This is a genomic window from Amycolatopsis sp. NPDC058986 (assembly GCF_042741125.1).
Classification (GTDB): Bacteria; Actinomycetota; Actinomycetes; order Mycobacteriales; family Pseudonocardiaceae; genus Amycolatopsis.
In genome coordinates this window covers 25,750-44,928 of the sequence record NZ_JBHYJW010000026.1, presented here as the reverse complement: position 1 = coordinate 44,928, position 19,179 = coordinate 25,750, and the positions used below count along the sequence as shown (strand labels likewise).

18 protein-coding genes and 1 tRNA gene are annotated in these 19,179 nt (G+C 68.8%); 11 read left to right on the top strand and 8 right to left on the bottom strand.

Going from position 1 to position 19,179, the window contains the following annotated elements; translation table 11 throughout:
• Positions 1 to 33 precede the first annotated feature (33 nt).
• Complete coding sequence (locus ACFW0G_RS22960; protein WP_378327409.1) at positions 34 to 267, top strand: antitoxin; 234 nt, start codon at positions 34 to 36, stop codon at positions 265 to 267.
• Positions 268 to 317: 50 nt separating this feature from the next.
• On the opposite strand, the gene ACFW0G_RS22955 is transcribed toward ACFW0G_RS22960, so the two are convergent.
• The 3 genes from ACFW0G_RS22955 to ACFW0G_RS22945 form a co-directional block, all read right to left on the bottom strand.
• Positions 318 to 1,286, bottom strand: coding sequence for a prephenate dehydrogenase (locus ACFW0G_RS22955; RefSeq protein WP_378327408.1), 969 nt, complete (start codon positions 1,284 to 1,286; stop codon positions 318 to 320).
• Positions 1,287 to 1,358: 72 nt separating this feature from the next.
• Positions 1,359 to 3,377, bottom strand: a complete 2,019-nt coding sequence (locus ACFW0G_RS22950) for an FAD-dependent oxidoreductase (protein ID WP_378327407.1) — start codon at positions 3,375 to 3,377, stop codon at positions 1,359 to 1,361.
• Positions 3,374 to 3,934 carry a PadR family transcriptional regulator gene (locus ACFW0G_RS22945; protein ID WP_378327406.1) on the bottom strand — a complete coding sequence of 187 codons (561 nt, stop codon included), beginning with the start codon at positions 3,932 to 3,934 and terminating at the stop codon, positions 3,374 to 3,376. The genes ACFW0G_RS22950 and ACFW0G_RS22945 overlap by 4 nt, the downstream gene beginning before the upstream one ends.
• A 126-nt stretch (positions 3,935 to 4,060) precedes the next feature.
• Between ACFW0G_RS22945 and ACFW0G_RS22940 the strand changes: the two genes are divergently transcribed.
• The gene (locus ACFW0G_RS22940; protein ID WP_378327405.1) at positions 4,061 to 4,990 is read left to right on the top strand and encodes a patatin family protein; all 930 of its coding nucleotides are present in this window, start codon (positions 4,061 to 4,063) and stop codon (positions 4,988 to 4,990) included.
• A 3-nt stretch (positions 4,991 to 4,993) separates the two neighbouring features.
• Here ACFW0G_RS22940 and ACFW0G_RS22935 read toward each other — a convergent pair whose 3' ends face one another.
• Positions 4,994 to 5,467 (bottom strand): hypothetical protein, encoded by a 474-nt coding sequence (locus ACFW0G_RS22935; protein ID WP_378327404.1) that lies wholly within the window; start codon positions 5,465 to 5,467, stop codon positions 4,994 to 4,996.
• A gap of 108 nt (positions 5,468 to 5,575) precedes the next feature.
• Complete coding sequence (locus tag ACFW0G_RS22930; RefSeq protein WP_378327403.1) at positions 5,576 to 6,424, bottom strand: SAM-dependent methyltransferase; 849 nt, start codon at positions 6,422 to 6,424, stop codon at positions 5,576 to 5,578.
• A gap of 194 nt (positions 6,425 to 6,618) precedes the next feature.
• Between ACFW0G_RS22930 and ACFW0G_RS22925 the strand changes: the two genes are divergently transcribed.
• Complete coding sequence (locus ACFW0G_RS22925; protein ID WP_378327402.1) at positions 6,619 to 7,827, top strand: alpha/beta hydrolase; 1,209 nt, start codon at positions 6,619 to 6,621, stop codon at positions 7,825 to 7,827.
• A gap of 107 nt (positions 7,828 to 7,934) precedes the next feature.
• Here ACFW0G_RS22925 and ACFW0G_RS22920 read toward each other — a convergent pair whose 3' ends face one another.
• From ACFW0G_RS22920 to ACFW0G_RS22910, 3 genes are all read right to left on the bottom strand, one after another.
• Positions 7,935 to 8,948, bottom strand: coding sequence for a hypothetical protein (locus ACFW0G_RS22920; protein WP_378327401.1), 1,014 nt, complete (start codon positions 8,946 to 8,948; stop codon positions 7,935 to 7,937).
• A gap of 163 nt (positions 8,949 to 9,111) precedes the next feature.
• Positions 9,112 to 10,509: a 3-carboxy-cis,cis-muconate cycloisomerase gene (pcaB, locus tag ACFW0G_RS22915; protein ID WP_378327400.1), complete on the bottom strand. Its 1,398-nt coding sequence runs from the start codon at positions 10,507 to 10,509 to the stop codon at positions 9,112 to 9,114.
• Between the two features lie 79 nt (positions 10,510 to 10,588).
• Positions 10,589 to 11,137, bottom strand: a complete 549-nt coding sequence (locus ACFW0G_RS22910; RefSeq protein WP_378327399.1) for a DinB family protein — start codon at positions 11,135 to 11,137, stop codon at positions 10,589 to 10,591.
• 159 nt (positions 11,138 to 11,296) lie between these two features.
• On the opposite strand from ACFW0G_RS22910, the gene ACFW0G_RS22905 reads away from it, so the two are divergent.
• From ACFW0G_RS22905 to ACFW0G_RS22870, 8 genes are all read left to right on the top strand, one after another.
• Entirely contained in the window at positions 11,297 to 11,887 is a 591-nt protein-coding gene (locus ACFW0G_RS22905) for a hypothetical protein (RefSeq protein ID WP_378327398.1), read from the top strand.
• A 5-nt stretch (positions 11,888 to 11,892) separates the two neighbouring features.
• Positions 11,893 to 12,792 carry an ABC transporter ATP-binding protein gene (locus tag ACFW0G_RS22900; protein WP_378327397.1) on the top strand — a complete coding sequence of 300 codons (900 nt, stop codon included), beginning with the start codon at positions 11,893 to 11,895 and terminating at the stop codon, positions 12,790 to 12,792.
• Positions 12,782 to 13,603: an ABC transporter permease gene (locus ACFW0G_RS22895; protein ID WP_378327396.1), complete on the top strand. Its 822-nt coding sequence runs from the start codon at positions 12,782 to 12,784 to the stop codon at positions 13,601 to 13,603. Before ACFW0G_RS22900 ends, ACFW0G_RS22895 begins: the two co-directional genes overlap by 11 nt.
• 57 nt (positions 13,604 to 13,660) lie before the next feature.
• Positions 13,661 to 13,733 (top strand) — tRNA-Lys (locus tag ACFW0G_RS22890).
• A gap of 283 nt (positions 13,734 to 14,016) precedes the next feature.
• Positions 14,017 to 14,559, top strand: a complete 543-nt coding sequence (locus tag ACFW0G_RS22885) for a hypothetical protein (RefSeq protein WP_378327395.1) — start codon at positions 14,017 to 14,019, stop codon at positions 14,557 to 14,559.
• 551 nt (positions 14,560 to 15,110) lie between these two features.
• Entirely contained in the window at positions 15,111 to 15,341 is a 231-nt protein-coding gene (locus ACFW0G_RS22880; RefSeq protein WP_378327394.1) for an acyl carrier protein, read from the top strand.
• Positions 15,335 to 18,472, top strand: coding sequence for an amino acid adenylation domain-containing protein (locus ACFW0G_RS22875; RefSeq protein ID WP_378327393.1), 3,138 nt, complete (start codon positions 15,335 to 15,337; stop codon positions 18,470 to 18,472). Before ACFW0G_RS22880 ends, ACFW0G_RS22875 begins: the two co-directional genes overlap by 7 nt.
• Complete coding sequence (locus tag ACFW0G_RS22870) at positions 18,466 to 19,170, top strand: alpha/beta fold hydrolase (RefSeq protein ID WP_378327392.1); 705 nt, start codon at positions 18,466 to 18,468, stop codon at positions 19,168 to 19,170. The genes ACFW0G_RS22875 and ACFW0G_RS22870 overlap by 7 nt, the downstream gene beginning before the upstream one ends.
• Positions 19,171 to 19,179 lie beyond the last annotated feature (9 nt).

Here is a 19,179-nt window from a genome sequence, read left to right as displayed (position 1 = left end):
GACCGTCGCGGACGGATTGGAAGGGAGCCTTCGATGGTCAACTTCGACGAACTGAAGAACAAGGCGCAGGACGCGCTCAAGGAGCACGGCGACAAGATCGAACAGGGTTTGGACAAGGCGGGCGAGTTCGCGAAGTCCAAGTTCTCCGGGCAGGCCGACAAGATCGACGGCGGGGTCGAGAAGGCCAAGGACTTCCTCGGCAAGTTCGGTGGTGACAAGCCGGACGAGCAGCCGCCCGGCGGGCAGCAGCCGCCCGCGGGTCAGTAGTTTTCCCGCGCTTCGCCCCGGGCCGGCGTGGCTCGGCGGCGAAGCGCTCGCTAGCTCACCTCACCGAGTGCGAAGCCGTCGTCGATGCCGGTGATGCGCCCGCCGCGCTCGCCGAGTGCCACCAGGCCGTCACGGGCGTCGGGTGCGGTGAGGCTGATCCGGACACCGGCGCGTTCGACGTCGCGGCTGGCCGCAAGCGCTTGCGCCCCCTCGTACCCGGCGTTGATCGTCACCGCGAGTCCGCCGGTCGACGCCAGGGAGCCACGGGCGGCGCCGAGCCTGCCGAGCGCCTCGTCCACGATCGGGAGCAGCGCTTCGCGGTTCCCTTCGGTCATCGCCTTGACCAGGGCCGGGCTCGACCCGGCGACGCGGGTGCCGTCGGTGTACGAACCCGCCGCCAGCGACATCGCCAATGGGCCGCCCTGGGCGCCGATGGTGGCCAGGATCGCGGCGAACAGATGCGGCAGGTGCGAGATCCGGGCGACCGCCTCGTCGTGCGACTCGGCGTGCAGCGGCACCACGTGCGCGCCGAGATCCAGCACCAGCTGCGTCACCTCGGCCCAGGCCTCCAGGTCGGTGTCCTCTTCGACACCGACCACCCACGCCGCGCCCTCGAACAGCGTCGCGTTGCCTGCCAGCCAGCCCGACTCCGCTGTGCCAGCCATCGGATGCCCGCCGACGTAGCGGGTGTAGGGCGTCCTGCGGCGTACGGCGTCGAGAACCGGCGCCTTGACGCTGACCACGTCGGTGAGCAGGCAGTGCGCGGCGTGCTGGGCGACCTGGCGGAGCGTGTCCTCGATCGCGGTCAGTGGCACGGCGAGGACGACCAGCGCGTCTCGCTCGGCCGCGCGGTGCAGTGCTGCCTCGATGTCGGTCGTGACGTCGTAGCCGGCTCTGCTCGCGGCGTCGGCGTCCACTTCGGACACCGCCGCTCCCCACGAAGTCCGTCCGGTCCTGGCCGCCGCGCGGAGCAGCGACCCACCGATCAGCCCGAGCCCGATCACGCATACGTCTCGCACGCGTTCAATCCTGCCAGTGCGCGCAACACACGTGACAGCACATGAACGCAACGTCACGACGGTGGTACACGACTAGAGCTTCGCGGCGAGCCGGGTGCCCTGGTCGATCGCGCGTTTCGCGTCGAGTTCCGCCGCGACGTCGGCGCCGCCGATCAGGTGTACCGCCAGGCCGGCCGCGCGGAGGTCGTCCGCCAGATCCCGCACCGGCTCCTGGCCCGCGCACACCACGACGGTGTCGACCTCCAGCGTGCGTGGTTTCCCATCGACGGTGATGTGCAGGCCGGTGTCGTCGATGCGCTCGTAGGTGACGCCCGAGAGCTGCTCGACGCGCTTGGCACGCAGCGCGGCCCGGTGCACCCAGCCCGACGTCTTGCCGAGGCCCGCGCCGATCGCGGTCTGCTTTCGTTGCAGCAGGTAGACCTGGCGCGGTGCGGGCTCCGGCCGGGGTTTGGCGAGGCCGCCCGCGGCCTGCTCCGGATCCGTGACGCCCCATTCGGCCATCCAGGTGTCGAGGTCGAGTGCCGGGGAGTCCGTATGGGTGAGGAACTCGCTGACGTCCACGCCGATCCCGCCCGCCCCGATCACCGCGACCCGGTCGCCGACCGGCTTGCCGTGTTTGACGACGTCCACATAGGACAGCACTTTCGGGTGATCGATGCCGGGGAGCGACGGCACCCGGGGAGCAACGCCGGTGGCCAGGACCACCTCGTCGAATCCGCCGTCCCGCAGGTCCGCCGCGGTGGCCCGGGTGCCGAGGTGCACCTTCACCCCGGTGACTTCCAGCCGCCGCGCGTAGTACCGGATCGTCTCGGCGAACTCTTCCTTGCCGGGGATCTTCCGCGCGATCGCGAACTGACCGCCGATGGCGTCGTCGGCCTCGAACAGCTCGACCGTGTGCCCCCGCTCGCCCAGTGCGGTCGCGGCGGCGAGCCCGGCGGGACCGGCGCCGACGACCGCGACGTGCTTGGTCTTGCGAGTGGGCAGCAGCTGCAGCGTCGTCTCGTGCCCGGCGCGCGGGTTGACCATGCAGGACACGAGCTTGCGCTTGAAGGCGTGGTCCAGGCAGGCCTGGTTGCAGGCGATGCAGGTGTTGATCTCGTCCTCTCGGCCGCTTTCGGCCTTGCGGATCCATTCGGGGTCGGCGAGGAAGGGCCGGGCCATCGATACCAGGTCGGCGTCGCCGTTCTCGAGTGCCTCCTCTGCGACCTGCGGCATGTTGATCCGGTTAGAGGTCACGACCGGGATGCCGACATGTGGTTTCAGTTTGCCGCTGACCCAGGTGAACGCGGCGCGCGGCACCGACGTCACGATCGTCGGCACCCTGGCTTCGTGCCAGCCGATGCCGGTGTTGATGATCGTCGCGCCCGCGGCCTCGACCTCCTTCGCGAGCGCGACGACATCCTCCCAGCGCTGCCCGCCCTCGACCAGGTCGAGCATCGAGAGCCGGTAGATGATGACGAAGTCCGGCCCGACCTTTTCCCGGGTGCGGCGCACGATCTCGACCGCGAAGCGGCGTCGGTTCTCGGCGCTGCCGCCCCACTTGTCGGTGCGCTTGTTGGTCCGTTCGGCGAGGAACTGGTTGATCAGATAGCCCTCGGAGCCCATGATCTCGACGCCGTCGTAGCCAGCTTCGCGAGCAAGGGCGGCGCAGTCGGCGAAGGCGCGGATCTGGCGGAGCACGCCGTACCCGGTCAGCGCACGAGGCCGGAACGGGTTGATCGGTGCCTTGATGCTCGACGCGGACACGCTCAACGGGTTGTAGGAGTAGCGGCCCGCGTGCAGGATCTGCAGCGCGATCTTGCCGCCCGCCTCGTGCACCGGCGCGGTCAGCTGCCGGTGGGCCTTGGCTTCGGCCGGGGTGGACAGCTTCGAGGCGAACGGCAGCAACCAGCCGGTGCGGTTGGGCGCGAAGCCACCGGTCACGATCAGGCCGACGCCGCCGCGGGCCCGCTCGGCGTAGTACTCCGCGAGCTGGGGGAAGTGCGCGGCCCGGTCTTCGAGGCCGGTGTGCATCGACCCCATGATCACCCGGTTCCGCAGGGTGGTGAAGCCGAGATCGAGCGGGGCGAGCAGGTTCGGGTACTGGCTCATGATGCGCCCTTCGTGTGGTGGCCGGCGTCGCGGTGCAGGGCTTGGAGGACCTCGGTGAACCACTCGACCTGGCCTTCTTCCACACGGATCCCGCCGCGCAGTACGAGGTACTGGTGCAGGGACCTGCCGTGCAGCGCGGCGGGGTCGGGGAAGTCGCGTTTCTCGATCTGGCGGTAGACGTCGAGCCGCTCGGCGTGGGTGTCGCGGTGGCGGGTCAGCTCGGCCGCGACCGCGCCGGGGTCGCCGAACGAGGCGCCGCGGATCTTGACCGCGAGCTCCTGGGTGCCTGCCGCCGGGTCGGGTTCGGCCAGCCAACGGCCCAGCTCGGCGTGTCCGGCGGCGCTGACCGTGTACACCTTCTTGTCCGGCCGCCCGGACTGCTCGACCAGGTCGACAGCGACCCAGCCCGCTTCTTCCATGCGTTTGAGCACGCGGTAGATCTGCTGGTGGGTGGCGTTCCAGAACAACCCGATCGAGCGCTCGAAACGGCGCGCGAGCTCGTAGCCCGAGCCCGAACGCTCGGACAGGGAGACCAGGATCGCGTGCTCCAGCGCCATCGCCCCAGCATGATATGCAACTGGTTGCAGTGCAACGGGACGCACATCACTCTCCCTGATCGCCCTGGTCGAGCGATCGAAGACAAAACGGGTCGACGGGACGCGGCGGTTGACCAGGATGGAGGGATGCACCCTGTACTGGAGCTGATCGCCGAACGGATGGCGACGGGTAGCGTTCCGGGGAAACGGGCGGATTCGCGGCGGCTCGCCGTCGCGATCGAGGGCGGCAGCAGCCGGGGTACCTATTCGAGCGGGATGGTGCTCGCCCTGGACGAGTTGGGCCTGGCGCCCGCGTTCGATGCCGTCTACGGCTCCTCGGCCGGCGCGCTCAACGGCGCCTGGCTGCTCTGTGGCCGGTCCGCGACGGGGGTGCGGACCTGGTGGAACCCCGAGGTGATGCGCCGCATCATCAATCCGCTGCACACGTTGCGCGGGCGGTCCGTGATCGATCTCGAATACCTCGTGCACCAGGTCTACTCGGTGCTGGAGCCGATGGACTTCCCAGCGATCCTGGCCAACCCGGTCACCTTCCACCCGCTCGCGACCGACGCGGACACCGGCGAGTCCACCGATCTGCACCCGTTTCTCACCGACGTCGACGCGGTGAAGATCGCGCTGGCCGCTTCGTCAGCGATGCCGGTGCTGGCCGGTCCACCCATCGCGCTGGGTGGGCGCAGGTTCGTCGACGCGGGCGTGGCGGAGCCGCTGCCCTTTCGCACGGCGCTCGCGCAGGGGGCAACCGACGTTCTCGTACTGCGGACGCGGCGTGCCGACGAGCCACCGCTGCCGCCACCACGGGTTCAGGATGTCGTCGTGCCGCGGTTCTTGCGACGCCACGCGCCGGGGGCGATCGACGCGTGGCGCGATCAGTACCGCCGGGATCTGGAGGACGAGCGGATGCTGGCCACCGACGAGCGCCTGCTCACCGTGCGGCCGCCGGTCGGCTCGCCGGACGTGGTCGCGCTGGAGCGCGATCCGGCGGTGTTGCGCCGCGCAGTCGAGCTGGGGCGGGACGCGGTGCACACGGTGCTGGAGGGGCTGCGCGAGGCGTCGTGAAGCTCAGGAGCGGACCACGCGGTTGGCGCGCGACTGCACGACCAGCCGTTGTGCGCCGAGCGACATCGCCACGTACAGCAGCAGCGTCGCACTGCCCAAGCCCTTCGCGGTCGCCGCGCCGTCGATGACGAAGTCCAGGCCGATGTGGACGCCGATCGCGGCGAGCCAGAGCACCACGGTCAGCCAGGTCCCCTGCCGCCATAGCTGGCCTTCACTCCGCCAGAGCCGGACGGTGTAAGCGCGGATCACCCCGAAGGCTGCCGCGACCAGGAAGCTGACGACCAGCAGCAGCACGACCCCGGTCGAGGGTGCCGCGCCGACCTTGAGGAACACGCCCAGCTGGACCAGGCCGAGCACGAGCAGGATCAGCAGGACGATCGGTTTGCGGTCCTCGCGGACCAGGCGCTTCTGTACCTGGCGCGACAGTAGCCAGGCCAGCACGATCAGGCCGATCACGATGTTGGTCGTGGTGTCCACGGGCTTCCCTTTCGCAGCGTCTGTCGATCACTACGGTGCCCGTCCGCGACGACCAGGGCGTCCACCCCGGGATTGAGCCCGGGTGGATGTGCCGGCCGCGAGGTGGTCTCAGAGAGCGGGTTTGCGCGCGATGCCGCCGATCACGCGGGACTCCGACGGCGCGTGCGCGAACACGGTCTTCTTGTCGGGGTGGAACGCCGGGGCGTAGACGAGGCCGGGGTCCAGCATCGGCCAGCCGCCGAAGAAGCGCTCGAACTCGGTCATCGTGCGCAGGAAACCGGGGTTGGTCGTCGTCTCGTAGTACTCCAGCAGATCGATCAGCGCTTGCCGTTCGTCCTCGTTCGCGGGGTTCTCGTTGGTCATCTGCGAGAGGACCAGGAGCGAACCAGGGGCCAGCTGGTCGCGGTAGAACGCGAGCAGGGCGTCCGGATCCTGTTCGTCCTTGACGAAATGCATGACGGCGTTGATCACCAGCGCGACCGGCTGGCGCACGTCGATGATGTCGGAGGCATTGACCCGCTCCCACAGGTCCTCCGGCTGGAAGAAGTCCGCGGCGATCGCGTGGTGGCGCTCCGGGTCGGCGGTGTCCGCCAGCAGCAGGGTCGAGTGGGCGAGCGCGATCGGCTCGTTGTCGATGTAGAGCACCCGGGTGTCGCGTTCGGGCCGAGCTTCGTCGGCCACTTCGTGCACGTTGCCCGCTGTCGGCAGGCCCGAACCGATGTCGACGAACTGCTGGATCCCCGCCTCGGCGCAGACGCGGATCGCGCGGCCGAGAAACTGGCGGCTGGTGAGACAGTAGTCACCGATCAGGGGGACCCGCTCCCGCACCTTCTCGGCGAAGACCCGGTCGATCGCGTAGTGGGTGTCCCCACCGATGAAGTAGTCGTACACCCTGGCCGCGGACGGCCGGTCCAAGCTGCCCTCGACGGCACGGAGAGCGTCGTCGTGATCGATCATGGATGAACCCCTCGCTGCCGCGTGTTCACCCATGTTAGCGACCACTGATACGACGAGTCGGGGGATCGCACGCTAGGCCATCCGTGTGACCCGGGACACGATATCGCAACGAAAATGGTCACTTGGGCGTGGTATAGAGGCGTGGCCTGTGCCATCCGGGCGCGCAGGAGGCTCGCCGGAAGGACACGCGTTCGATGCACTTGAGCAGCATCAGACTGGACTCACCGGTCAATCTGATCGTGGTGATCGTCCTGACGGTGCTCGCGATCATCGCGGTGCCGTGGTTCTGGGACCGGTGGCGCCGCAAGCGACTCGGCAGGAGCGCGACCATCCTGCTCGCGGTGGTTCTCGTCGTGCTGAGTACCGCCATGGGCGGCAACATGATCGGCGGGTTCTTCCCGACGGTCGGCGCGCTGACCGGCACGGGCGTCTACTCCGCGCAGGGCACCAACGCCGAGGCGGCGCACAACGGCGAAGACCTGGAGAAGCTGAGGGACACCGGCGCGACACGCGCGCGTGAAGGCAAGGGCACGGTCGTCCACATGAAGGTCACCGGCCGCCGGACCGGGGTCACCCGCGACGTCACGGTGTATCTCCCGCCGCAGTACTTCGACGGAACCTACAAAGGCCTGAAGTTCCCCGTCATCGAGTGGATCCCGAACTACCCGTCGGGGCCCGAGGTGGTGGTGGGTCCGTACCAGCTGCCCGACCAGCTCGACGCCGCGATCGCGAAACGTGCGCTGCCACCGACGGTGGTGATCATCCCGGACCCCTCGGGGACGCCGAGGGTCGGACGGGACACCGAGTGCGTCGACGAGGTCGACGGGACCGCGAACGACACTTTCCTCACCGCGGATCTGCGGGAGTGGGGTATCCAGAAGCTGGGGCTCAATCCCGAGCGTCGCGCGTGGTCGATCGCGGGCTGGTCGTCCGGTGGCTACTGCGCGATGAACCTGGTCACCCGGCATCCGCAGTGGTACGGGCAGGCGGCCAGCGTGAGCGGTTACGACAAGGCGCAGGTCGACGCCGAGACCAAGAACCTGTTCAAGGGCCGCAAGGACATCGACGACGCGAACAACGTGCGGGTCAATGTCCGGCTGCATCCCTCGCCGGTGGAGATCCTGGCCATCGCGGGGGAAAAGGAGAGCTACGAGAGCTTCGCCATCGACCAGATCAAGACCGCCGCGCAGCCGCCCATCGGGTTCTTCTCGTGGAAGATCCCGGACGCCGGGCACAACATGAACACCTTCAAATCGCAGATCCCCGACCTGCTCGCGTGGATCGGTGCGCGGACGGTCGCACCCAGCGCGGTGGTGCGTCATACGGACACCTCCGGCGGGGTCAAGCCGTGGCCGCTGCCTCGCACCGGCGCGCGCGGTGCGCTGGTCGACATGGCCGAGTAGAGCTGGTTGTCGCTTCGCCGCGTGGTTGCCGCTGTGTCTGCCGTGAAGGAGAGGCCTGGTAGGCGCTGCGGGAAGCGCCTACCAGGCCTCTGATAAGGGAGCTGGGGTCAGTAGCCGACGCTGCCGGAGCCGCTGCCGCTCGCAGGGGCCGGCTCACTGGCGGGGGCCTGCTGGCTGGGGGCCGAGGCGCTGTTGCTGGCCGCGGTTCCACCGGACTTGCAGCCGTTGGGCTCGATCACGAACCAGCTGCCGTTCACGCCCTGGCCGTTCGCGTCGCCCGCCTTCGCGTCCTTCGCGAACCGATAGACCGGCCAGCCGCCGACGGTGACCTGCTCGGTGCCGTCGGCGCGTTTCACCGTGCCCAGCAGCTTCTCGTCGATGCCCTGCAACTCCACCTTGCCACCGTTGGAAAGCACGGGAGGCCAGGTCTTCGCGCAGTCGCCGTTGCAGTTCGACTTCGAGGGCTTCTTGGTGTCCTTGGTGAACAGGTAGAGAGTGAAGCCTTCCTGGTCCACGATCGCCGGGCCGATCCCGGAGACCTGGCCCGCACTCAGCTTCACGCCGGCGGCCTGCTGCTGCGTTCCCGTGCCCTGCTGCTGACCCTCGCCGGTGGCCTGGCCCGCCTTGCCGCCGGTCGGGCTGACCCCGAACCAGACGTTGCCCACGCCCTGGCCCTTGGCTTCGCCTGCCTTCGCGTCCTTGGCGTAGCGGTAGAGCGGCCAGCCGCCGACGGTGATCTGTTCGGTGCCGTCACCGCGTTTCACGGTGCCGACCATGCCCTTGTCGACGCCCTGAACCTGCACGTCGCCCTGTGCCATCACCGGTGGCCACGCCTTGGCGCAGTCACCGTCGCAATTGGACTTCGGTGGTTTGGCGGTGTCCTTTTCGTAGCGATAGAGGGTGAAACCGTCTTTGTCGGTGATGACCTGGCCGATGTTCGCGACGGTGGCGACGACCAGCTGGGTCTGGCCAGAACCGGGGGCGGCGTTGCCCACCTGGCCGCCACCGGTGCCGGCGGCCGGAGCGATGACCGGCTGTGCGGTCGCGCCGGAACAGGCGGTGAGCACGGCCATTCCCGCGGCCACGGAAGCGGCGGCGACGGCGATGCGCGTGCGAAGCATGGAGATTCTCCTTGTGTCCGTTGGGGTTCCGCAGCTCGGCGCGGCTGCATGTACCCCGATACACGGACGCTTCGCGGGGGTGGTTCAAAGAATTTTCGGACGGGCCGCCGACCGCGCGTGACAATCTGCCGAGGGCCCGTTCACCGCCGGACCGAGGTCGGCCTCAGGCGTTTTCGCCGCCGTCCTCGCGAAGAGCGCGGTCGACCAGCGATCCGGCCGCGCCGGTGTAGCGGGCCGGATCGAGCAGACCGGCGATCGTGGCGGAATCGAGAGCCGAGGTGATCTCCGGGAACTCGGCGAGCACGTCACTGAGCGACCGGTTTTCGAGCACAGCCCGCCGGGACGCTTCGCCGAGGACGTCCTTGGCCCTCGCCTTGCCGAGGAGCGGCGCGAGCGTCGTCGAAAGGCGCTCGGACACGATCAGCCCATGGGTCGCGTCCAGGTTCTCGCGCATCCGGTCGGCGTGCACGGTCAGCCCCTTGGCCAGTTCGGCCGCGGTGTGCGCGGCACCCCCGGTCAACCGCAGGCATTCGCGCAGCAGCTGCCATTCGGCGTGCCACACCCCGGCGGACCGTTCGTCCTCGGCGGGCATCGACTGCGTCACCCCCGCGGCCAGCACCGGAACCTGCAGCGCGGCCGACCGGATCAGCGTGGCCAGCACCGGATTGCGCTTGTGTGGCATCGCCGACGAACCGCCCCGGCCCGTGGCGGCCGGCTCGGTGACCTCACCGATCTCGGTCCTGGTCAACGTTTCGACGTCGACCGCGAGCTTGCCCAGCGCCGCCGCGGTGAATGCCAGCGCGCCGGCGATGTCGGCGACCGGTGTCCGCAGTCCGTGCCAGGGCAGAACGCGCGCCGCCAGGCCCGTTTCTTCGGCGAACGCTGTCGTCAGCCGCTCGGCGTAGTCGTCGAGGTCGACACCGTCGGTACGGGCGTATTCCAGGTACGCCGCCAACGTGCCCGCGGCGCCGCCAAGCGAGACCGGGAGCCCGTCTTCGAGGACCTGGCGGACGCGGCGCGCCGCGTCCAGGACCAACTGCCGCCAGCCCGCGGCCTTGAGCCCGAACGTCGTGGGCACGGCGTGCGCCGTCAGCGTCCGGCCCGCCATCGGGGTGTCCCGATGGGTGCGAGCGAGCTCGCCGAGTGCTTCGGCGGTCGCGTCGAGCTCCGTCGCGAGCGGCCGTAGCGTGCGCTCGGCGACCAGCATCATCGCCGTGTCGAAGATGTCCTGGCTGGTCGAACCACGGTGCACGTAGTCAGCCGCGTCCGGTGCGATCGCGGTGACAGCCGTGGTCAACGCCTTCACCAGTCCGACCACCGGGTTCGCCGTCGCGCGCGCGTCCCTGGCCAGCGCCACGACGTCGATCTCCGCGGCCTTGGCGGCTTCGGTGATCGCCTCGGCGGCCGTGTGCGGCACCGTGCCCACTCTGGCCTGCGCCCTGGCGAGCGCCGCCTCGGCGTCGAGCATGGCTTGAAGCCAGGCCAGATCGCCTGTAGTCGACTCGGCCGGAGTGCCTGCGCGGACCGGGGAAAGCAGCCCGGAATCAGGATCGGCGGTCATGCGCCCAGCATCGCACGCCCGCCGGACGACGCGATCGCCTCCGCCCCGCCGCTGGCTCGCCTATGAAGTTGTCACACGGTTATTCGCCCACCTCCCCGTCGATCCGTTCACGCAGCAGGTCCGCGTGCCCGAGGTGCCGCGCGTACTCCGTGATCATCCGCAGCATGAGCCAGCGCAGCGTGAAGGGTTCCCCGGTGCCCAGCCTGGTGCCCTGCTGCTCCATCGACTCCGCAGCCATCGCGATTTCCCGCGAGCGCTCACACTCCGCCCGCCACAGCGCGAAGGCTTCCTCGACATCACCGTCCAGCCTCTCGAAGTCCTGGTTCGGGTCGTCGTCGGAGTAGTAGAGGATCGGCAGATCCTCACCGGCGAACTGCTGCCGGAACCACCACCGCTCGACGCCGGTGAGATGACGCAGGAGCCCGTGCAGCGACATGCCCGACGGTGGCACCGACAGCTCGGAGAGCTGCGCCTGGCCGAGCCCCGCGCATTTCAGCTCGAAGGTCCGGCGGTGCCATTCCAGATATTCGGTGAGTGACCTCCGTTCGTCCGCCACGCAGGACGGATCGACCCGCTCGCCCCCTACGCGAGCGGGTCGACTGGCCTCGGGAATCGGTCCGGTGGTCATGCCGAGAGCGTCCCATCCACCACCGACAATTTCCGGCGCGCGAGTGAGCCGTACGCGTGAACTCGTAGCCGGAAGTGCCGCGTCCGAGCTGACGACCGGAGCCGCCAGGAACTCGACGATAGGGACGACCACGACGAATCCGTCTCCGGGAGGCAGACCATGACGACCAGCTCATCGGCCCGGCCGCGCAGGCTGGGACCCCGTAGGCGTAAGGCTTTCCTGGTCACGCACATCGTCTCGGCCGGCGCGTGGATAGGTATGGACATCGCGCTCGGGATCCTGGTCTGCACCGCGTTGCTGACCAGCGATCCCGAGGTCACCGCCGGGAGCTATCGGGTGCTCCAGCTTTTCGCGGGCTGGCCGATGCTGGTCGCGAGCCTCCTCTGCCTGGCCAGCGGGATCGTGCTCGCCGTCGGCAGCAAATACGGTCTGTTCAGGTACTGGTGGGTGTTCGCCAAGCTCGTGGTGAACGTGGTGATGTCACTGCTGATCCTGTTCGTTCTCCGGCCAGGGCTGAACGACGTCGCTGCCAATGCGCAGCGTCTTGCGGCGGGCGACACGAGCCTCGGGTCGCCGAGCGGACTGCTCTATCCGGTCATCGTCGCGCCCGGTCTGCTGCTGTTCGCCTTCGTGCTTTCGACGTTCAAACCGTGGGGGCGGATCCGTCGCGCGCGCCGGGCTACCGCGTCCGACGTAGTGGAGAAGCCGCTTCACGACGGACGCGCGGTCACCTCGAAGAGCGGAGCCTGACAGCCATGAACACGCCAGTCGAAACCCACGGGCTGACCAAGCGTTACGGCGCCGCGACCGCCGTCGATGGTCTCGACATCTCCGTTCGCGCAGGCGAGGTTTACGGCTTCCTCGGCCCGAACGGCGCGGGCAAGACGACGACGTTGCGGATGCTGCTCGGGCTGATCCGGCCGACGGCGGGAACGCTGCGCCTGCTCGGCAGGGAGCCGGGCCCTCGCAGCCTGGAGCGGGTCGGAGCGCTCATCGAGGGCCCCGCGTTCTACCCCTACCTTTCCGCGAGAACGAACCTGCGGATCCTCGCCGACCACGCCGGCGTCGGCCGGGCGCGCGTGGACGCCGTGCTCGGCACCGTGAGCCTGACCGACCGGGCCCAGGACCGCTACGCGACCTACTCACTGGGGATGAAACAGCGGCTCGGACTCGCGGCCGCCCTGCTCAAGGAGCCCGAACTGCTCATTCTCGACGAACCGACCAACGGACTGGATCCCGCCGGGATGGCCGACATGCGGGTCACCATTCGCAAGCTGGCCGCCGACGGCTGCACCGTGCTGCTGTCGAGTCACCTCCTGGCGGAGGTCGAGCAGATCTGCGACCGCGTCGGCGTGATCGACCACGGCAAACTCATCGCCGAGACGACTGTCGACGATCTCCGCACAGGTGGCGCGCTACGCATTGTCGCCAGTCCCGCGGACCAAGCTCGTGACCGGCTTCGCGCACTGTTCGGAGCAACGCTGGTACGTGGCGAAGGAGACGTCATCGAACTCGACGTCGATGCCGGCCAAGCCGCGCGGATCAACGCCGAACTCGTCAGCGCCGGGATTTCGGTCAGCGAGCTCGGCTGGCAGGAACCCGACCTCGAGCAGACCTTCCTCGCCCTGACCGGAGGTGTTCCTCATGCTGACTAACGTTCGCGCCGAGCTGGCGAAGCAGTCCCGTAGGCCCGCGGCCTGGCTGCTGCTGGCCATCGCCGTCGTCCTGACCTTGACTTTCGGATATGTGATTCCGTTCGCCGGGCTGAACGGGTCGTCGAGGGCGCCGGGCAGCGGCCGCGGCCTGGCGACGATGCTGCCGGAGGCGATCGTGGGCAGCACGCTGGGCGGGCTGCCGGTCTTCGTCGGCGCGCTCGCGTTGGTCTTCGGCGTGCTGGTCGCCGGGAGCGAATACGGCTTCGGGACCTGGAAGACCGTGCTCGCGCAGCAGCCGTCGCGTGCGACGGTGCACGCTGCCAAGCTGGTGACACTGGCGACGGGGACGCTGCTGGGCGTCCTGGCGCTGTTCGTGTCGACCTCCGCCGCGAGCGTCGTCGTCGCCTCGGTCGAGAACCAGCCGATGCACTGGCCTGGCGTGGCCGACCTGCTGCTCGGTGTCGGCGCGGGCTGGCTCGTCACGACCATGTGGGGGACATTGGGCATCCTGCTCGCCGTCGGCTTGCGGTCGGTGGCGCTGCCGATCGGCCTCGGTCTTGTGTGGTTGCTGGCAGTGCAGAACCTGCTCGCCTCCATCGCCGCACCTCTGCTCGACTGGGTCGCTCAGCTGCAGAAGGCACTGCCAGGGCCGAACGCCGGAGCGCTGGCTGCCGCACTCGGTGCCAACGCGGGTACTCCCGGTGTCGGACAGATCGTCGGCGGCGGACAGGCGACCGCGGTGGTTGCCGGCTATCTGCTGGTTTTCGGCGTCGTCAGCGGCTGGCTACTGCGCCGCCGGGACATCGCCTGACCGGCACTCCAGGGCGACCGGCGGCCGCGGCCGAGGCCCCGCTAGACTTGGCCGCGCGGGCCGTTAGCTCAATTGGTAGAGCTGCGGACTTTTAATCCGTAGGTTCTGGGTTCGAGCCCCAGGCGGCCCACTCAAACTCCCTGGTCAGCGGCCGACTGGTCGCTACCGGTCAAGATCGGCTCGCCGGTTTACGCCCTCAACTGGTTATCCGGCGGGTGAGCGGTACCTCTGCTCACGTCGGAGCATGAACATCTCCCCGGTTCCTCCCGGGAAACGATGCAGAACGACGAGAACCAGCGACCGGCCATGGTCGTTTGTAACGGACGCCCCTGCAGGTGAGGACTGGTATCGACAGATGACCAGGAACCGTTGTTCGGTCCCTGGTGGCGAAAAATGAATGGATTGGGACCACGGTGAGCACCATCGACCTAGCACCACACGGGGCTGTCGCGATCAGCGGTGACATCGGCGACGCGGCCTATCCCGTCGCCGACTGGCTACGTACCACCCGCCCCGCTGGTCCCGGGCAGGCATCTCGCCCCGTTCGCATCGTGGTCGAGGTTCTGCGTCGGTTGGGTGGCATCACACCCCGCGCGCTCATCGGTGGGGAGTTCACTCCCAGCACCACTCGGGAAACGCACCTCGCTGTCGGGGTCGCCGGCTACAGCCTCTTCGACGCCGATGACAAGCCGATCTGCCCCAGTCGGCTGTGGAACCAGCCCTTCACCGCTGGGCTGCCTCCGGAGTTCGGCCCCACCGTGCTGGACACGCTTGGCGCCCTGACGCCGGTCTTGCCTGCCGGAACCCTCACACTCGACCGAGCGGCGTTCGACCTCGTCAACTCCTCCGAACAGATCTTCGCCCAAGCCGCCACTGTCCTGCACGCCGTCGTCACCGCGCACCTGACCAGCGGTGACTCCGACGCCGCTGCACGTACCGTCATCGAAACCTGGTAGCGCGCCCAGGCTTCTCCGGGGCATGGTCGGAGCGAGGCACCTGGGCAGGGGCGCCTTTTGGCAAGAAGTCCACTTAGGACTGGAGTGGGGGTCTCAGCTCCGTAGATCGGGGGGCGAGCCCCAGTGGCTCACTAGAACGGCGGCGAGTCGTGCGCGGTGCCGCCCCGGGCCGATCATCGTCGTGTTCTGGTGGCCGTCGGTGCCGGGGTGTGACTTCTTCCTGGGAAAAGCATGCGTTCGTCATGGAATCCAAGGTATTCGTGCATGGGAAATGGTGTGAGAAATAGAAGATCGCTTCGTTTGGTGCGGGAGGGTTACGGTAGGTGTATTGCGCTCTCTCCTGGTTTGCTCGATTGCCCTCAAGGGCAGGATTGAGCGTCACGTCGGCGTCGCACAGCGGGTAGATTGTTCGAAGCGCCAAGAAAACTTCGCGTTCGGGATAGCCAGTGTGCGTCCGGTGATGTGCGAGATATTTCGCAATCGCGTGGTGGGGTGAACGCGGTCGAAAACCGGAAGTGCCCAGGACGAACTATTGCGAGAGGGGACGGGGTATGCCCGTGACTTCGGATCTCGATCGAACAATCGAGAAGTACGCCACTGGACGCTTCACCGACGCGACGCCGTTGCTGGAGGCGGGAATCGAGTCGCTGGCGCTGCTCCGGCTGGCGGTCGAGGTCGTTTCCGACGAGGACGCGGAGATCGACCTCGCCGACCTCGTCGACGTGCGTACGATCGGGGATCTCAAGGCCTGGCTGACGCGGTTGGCGGCCACCGCATGCTGACCGAGACGGGGCCGCGCTTCCCCCTCACCGGCTCCCAGCAGGGGCTTCTCGTGGTGCACAACCGGGCCTCCGGCCAGCCGGTCTACAACATGCTGGTCCGGTTCGACCTCGATCCACGGTATGACGCCGCCCAGGTCGAGGCCGCGCTCGCCGCGATGGTCGCCATGCAGCCCGCGCTCCGTCAGACCTTCGGCGTGCTGCCCGAGATGCACGCCCGGCTCACCCCGGCGGCCCCCACTCTCCCGTGCGAACGGGTGGTCGTGGCGCCAGCCGAGTTCGAGGCGGCGGTCGCGACCACCGCCCACAGGATCGGCAGGCCCGAGTTCGATCTGGAGAACGGCCCGGCGTACCGGTTCGCCACGGTGCGCGCGAGCGACGACAGTGCCTCGGTGATCCTGCTGGCAGACCATCACATCATTCTCGACGGGATATCGGTCGGCCCGATGGTCGGCGACCTGGAGCGCATGCTGACCGCACCGCTCACCTCGGCGGAGATCGACGCGAAGGTCAGCCTGCGCGAACGTGCCTACCTCAAGGAAGTGCTGGCACAGCAACGGGCTTCGACGTCCGCGGATGCGCTCGAGCGGTCCGCGGCGTGGGCGGAGCGGCTGCGCACGGTGCCGCCGCTGGAGCTGGCACCACGGCCGGGACGGCCCACTCAGACCTCGTTCACCGGGGGACGGGTGCGGTGGCGGCTCGACGACGCGGAGGCGGGTGCCCTCCACAGCCTCTGTCAACGGCTCGACGTCTCGCCGTTCGTGCTGTTCACCGGAATCTACGGCGCGGTGCTGGCCCGGCACGGCAACGTGCCGGAGGTGCTCGTCGGCTGCCCGTTCCTGGCCAGACGCACCATCGGTGCCTTCGACCTGTGCGGGTTCTTCGTCAACACCCTGCCGGTGAACGTGTCGGTCGACTGGCATCGCACGGTCGCCGAACATCTGTCCACAGTGGTCAGTGGGGCGATCGATTTCTGCCGGGCCAACACCGATATCAGTTTCACCCAGCTCGTCGCGGACGTGCGGCCGGACCGGACGACGAACCGCAATCCGCTGTTCTCGGCGATGCTGGCGATGCAGGACACCTTCGCGGCCGGGCCGGACGGCCCGGTGCGCCGGGTCAGCGAACCGGGCAACGACACGGCCAAGTTCGACCTGTGGCTCGGCGCGACGCCGGTGGACGGCAGCTGGCTGCTGGAACTGGAGTACGACAAGGAACTGATCGCCCCGGTCGTGGCCGACGGCCTGCTCACCTCCCTGCGCACCGCGTTGCGGCGGGCGTGGGACGACAGCTCCCGGACGCTGGCCGAGCTGTTCACCGACGCGTCGGCGGCGGCCAGTACCCGATCCGACGGCTGGAGTTCGCGGCCGCGGTATCCGACGCTGGTCGAGGGCGTCGAAGCGACGGCGCGGCAGAGCCCGGACGCGATCGCCATCGAGGAACCCGGACGCCGACTGACCTACGCGGAACTCGTCGACGCGGTGGAGCGGGCTTCCGGCGGACTCGCCGAACAGGGCATCGGGAGGGGCGACCTGGTCGGACTGGCTGCCGACAACCTCGGTGACGCCGTGACCGCGATACTGGCGATCCTCCGTCGTGGCGCGGGTTTCCTTCCCCTCGACGAAAATCTCCCGGCCGAACGCCTGGCCTACATGGCGGACAAGGCGGAATGCCGTCTGGTCGCCGGGAATGAAGTCGTCCGGGGCGTACCTGCGGTGGCCGTCAAGGAACTGGCGGAGGCCGACCCCGTCGAGGCCGCGCATGATCCGGACGCGCCGGTCTACGTCATGTTCACCTCGGGCTCGACCGGAGCGCCCAAGGGTGTCCAAATGGGACAGCGGTGGCTGACTCATCTGGCCGCCTGGCAGGCCGACGCGCTGCGCATGGACCGCGAAACCCGGTTCCTCCAGTACGCGCCGCTCGGTTTCGATGTGTGCTTCCAGGAAATCCTGCCGACCCTGCTCAGCGGCGGCACGGTGGTTTCGCGCGGAGCGGCCGATCGGCGTGACTTCGCCGCGGTGCTGCGGCGGATCGCCGAAGTCGAAGCCACGCACGTTTACCTGCCGGTGGCGGCGCTGCGCCCGCTGGCGTTGCACGCGCTGGACCGGGGAACGCGGCTGCCCGCGTTGCGTCATCTCTGCGTCTCGGGTGAGCAGTTGCTGGTGGACGAGCAACTGCGGGAGTTCTTCGTCCAGCATCCGCACTGCGAGCTGGTGAACCACTACGGCCCCACCGAAACCCAGGCCGTCACCACGCGTCGGCTGTCCGCGGAGGACGCGGTGTGGCCGGTGCACGTGCCGATCGGGACGCCATTGCCCGGCGTGGCCGCGTACGTGGTTGACGCGACCGGGCACCTGGCGCCCGTGGGCGTCTCCGGCGAGCTGTATCTCGGCGGGAACTGCCTCTCCGATGGCTACCGCAATGATCCGGTGCTGACCGGGGAACGGTTCGTGCCGGACACCTTCGCCGGATCCGGCCTGATGTACCGCACCGGGGACCTGGTGGTCCGTGACCACCGCGGCGAGCTGATCTACCTCGGCAGGCTCGACACCCAGGTGAAGATCCGGGGCAACCGGGTCGAGCTGTCCGAGATCGAGGCGGTGGCGACCCGGGTGCTCGGGGTACGCCAGGCCGTCGCGGTGGTGCAGGGCGAAGGCGCCGCCAAGGAACTCGCGCTGCTGCTGGTCCCGCATCCTGGTGCGACGCCCGATCCGGAGCGGGTGCGTACCCATCTCGCGGCGACACTGCCCGAGTACATGCGTCCACTGTGGATATTCACGGTGCCCGAGATCCCGGCGACGGGCACCGGGAAGACCGACCGCGCGGCACTCGGCCGGATGGTCGGCGAACTGCTCGCCGCCCAGCGGCAGGACGACACCCAGGTGTCCGTCGAGTACGAGAGTGACCTCGAACGCGAACTTGCGGCCTTGTGGTCACGCGTGCTCAAGGTCGACGGCATCGTCCGCGACCGGCCGGTGCTGGAGTACGGCGCGCATTCGCTGAACATCTTCACCACCTTCGCGGAGATCCAGCAGGCCTACGGGGTCACGCTGGCGATGGGCGAGTTCTTCGCGTCGCCCACGATCGCCACGCTGGCCGCGCTGATCCACTCGGCACAGGAGGAAGAATGCTGAAAGTGACGGCGAGCGACCGGCTGATCCCGTTGGTACGTAAGGGGTCTCGGCCCTCGTACGTGCTGCTCCCCGGCGCAGGTGGCGGTCTCGCTTACTACCTGCGGATGGCGGGATTCCTCGGGAAGACCGGCAATGTGTACGGCATCCGGGCGTCAGGCTTGGTGGCAGGCGAAGAACCCGAGAACCGGCTCTCCGACATGGCGGACTCGGCGTTGCGGACGCTGGACGACGCGGGGATCGAGCCGTCGCTGATCGTCGGCTGGTCGATGGGCGGCGTGATCGGCTGGGAGGTGTGCCAGCGGCTGGCCGAGCGTGGCGTCCAGCCCGCGCTGGTGCTGCTGGACTCGTCACCGTTCCCCTTCGTGGGCGACGCCGAGTTCACCGACTGGCTGCTCGGCAAGATCGGCGGTCAGCTCGGCCCCAGCCCCGACGAGGGGAGCGCGGCGCGGCTGAAGGGCGTGCTGCTGGGCCAGTTGAACGCGCTCGCCGAGAACAACGTCGACCGCCCGTACGCGGGACGGGTGCTGCTGGTGACCTGCGCCGAGCCGGCGGACGCGCGGGAGCAGAACCTGGCTGCCTGGCGGAGGCTGGCCCCGGACCTGCGTGAACACACGGTGGACGTCGATCACTACTCCGTGGCCAAGCCGGAGAACTTCGCGGCGCTGAGCGACCCGCTGGCCGCCTTCCTCGCCCACTGAACCCCAGGA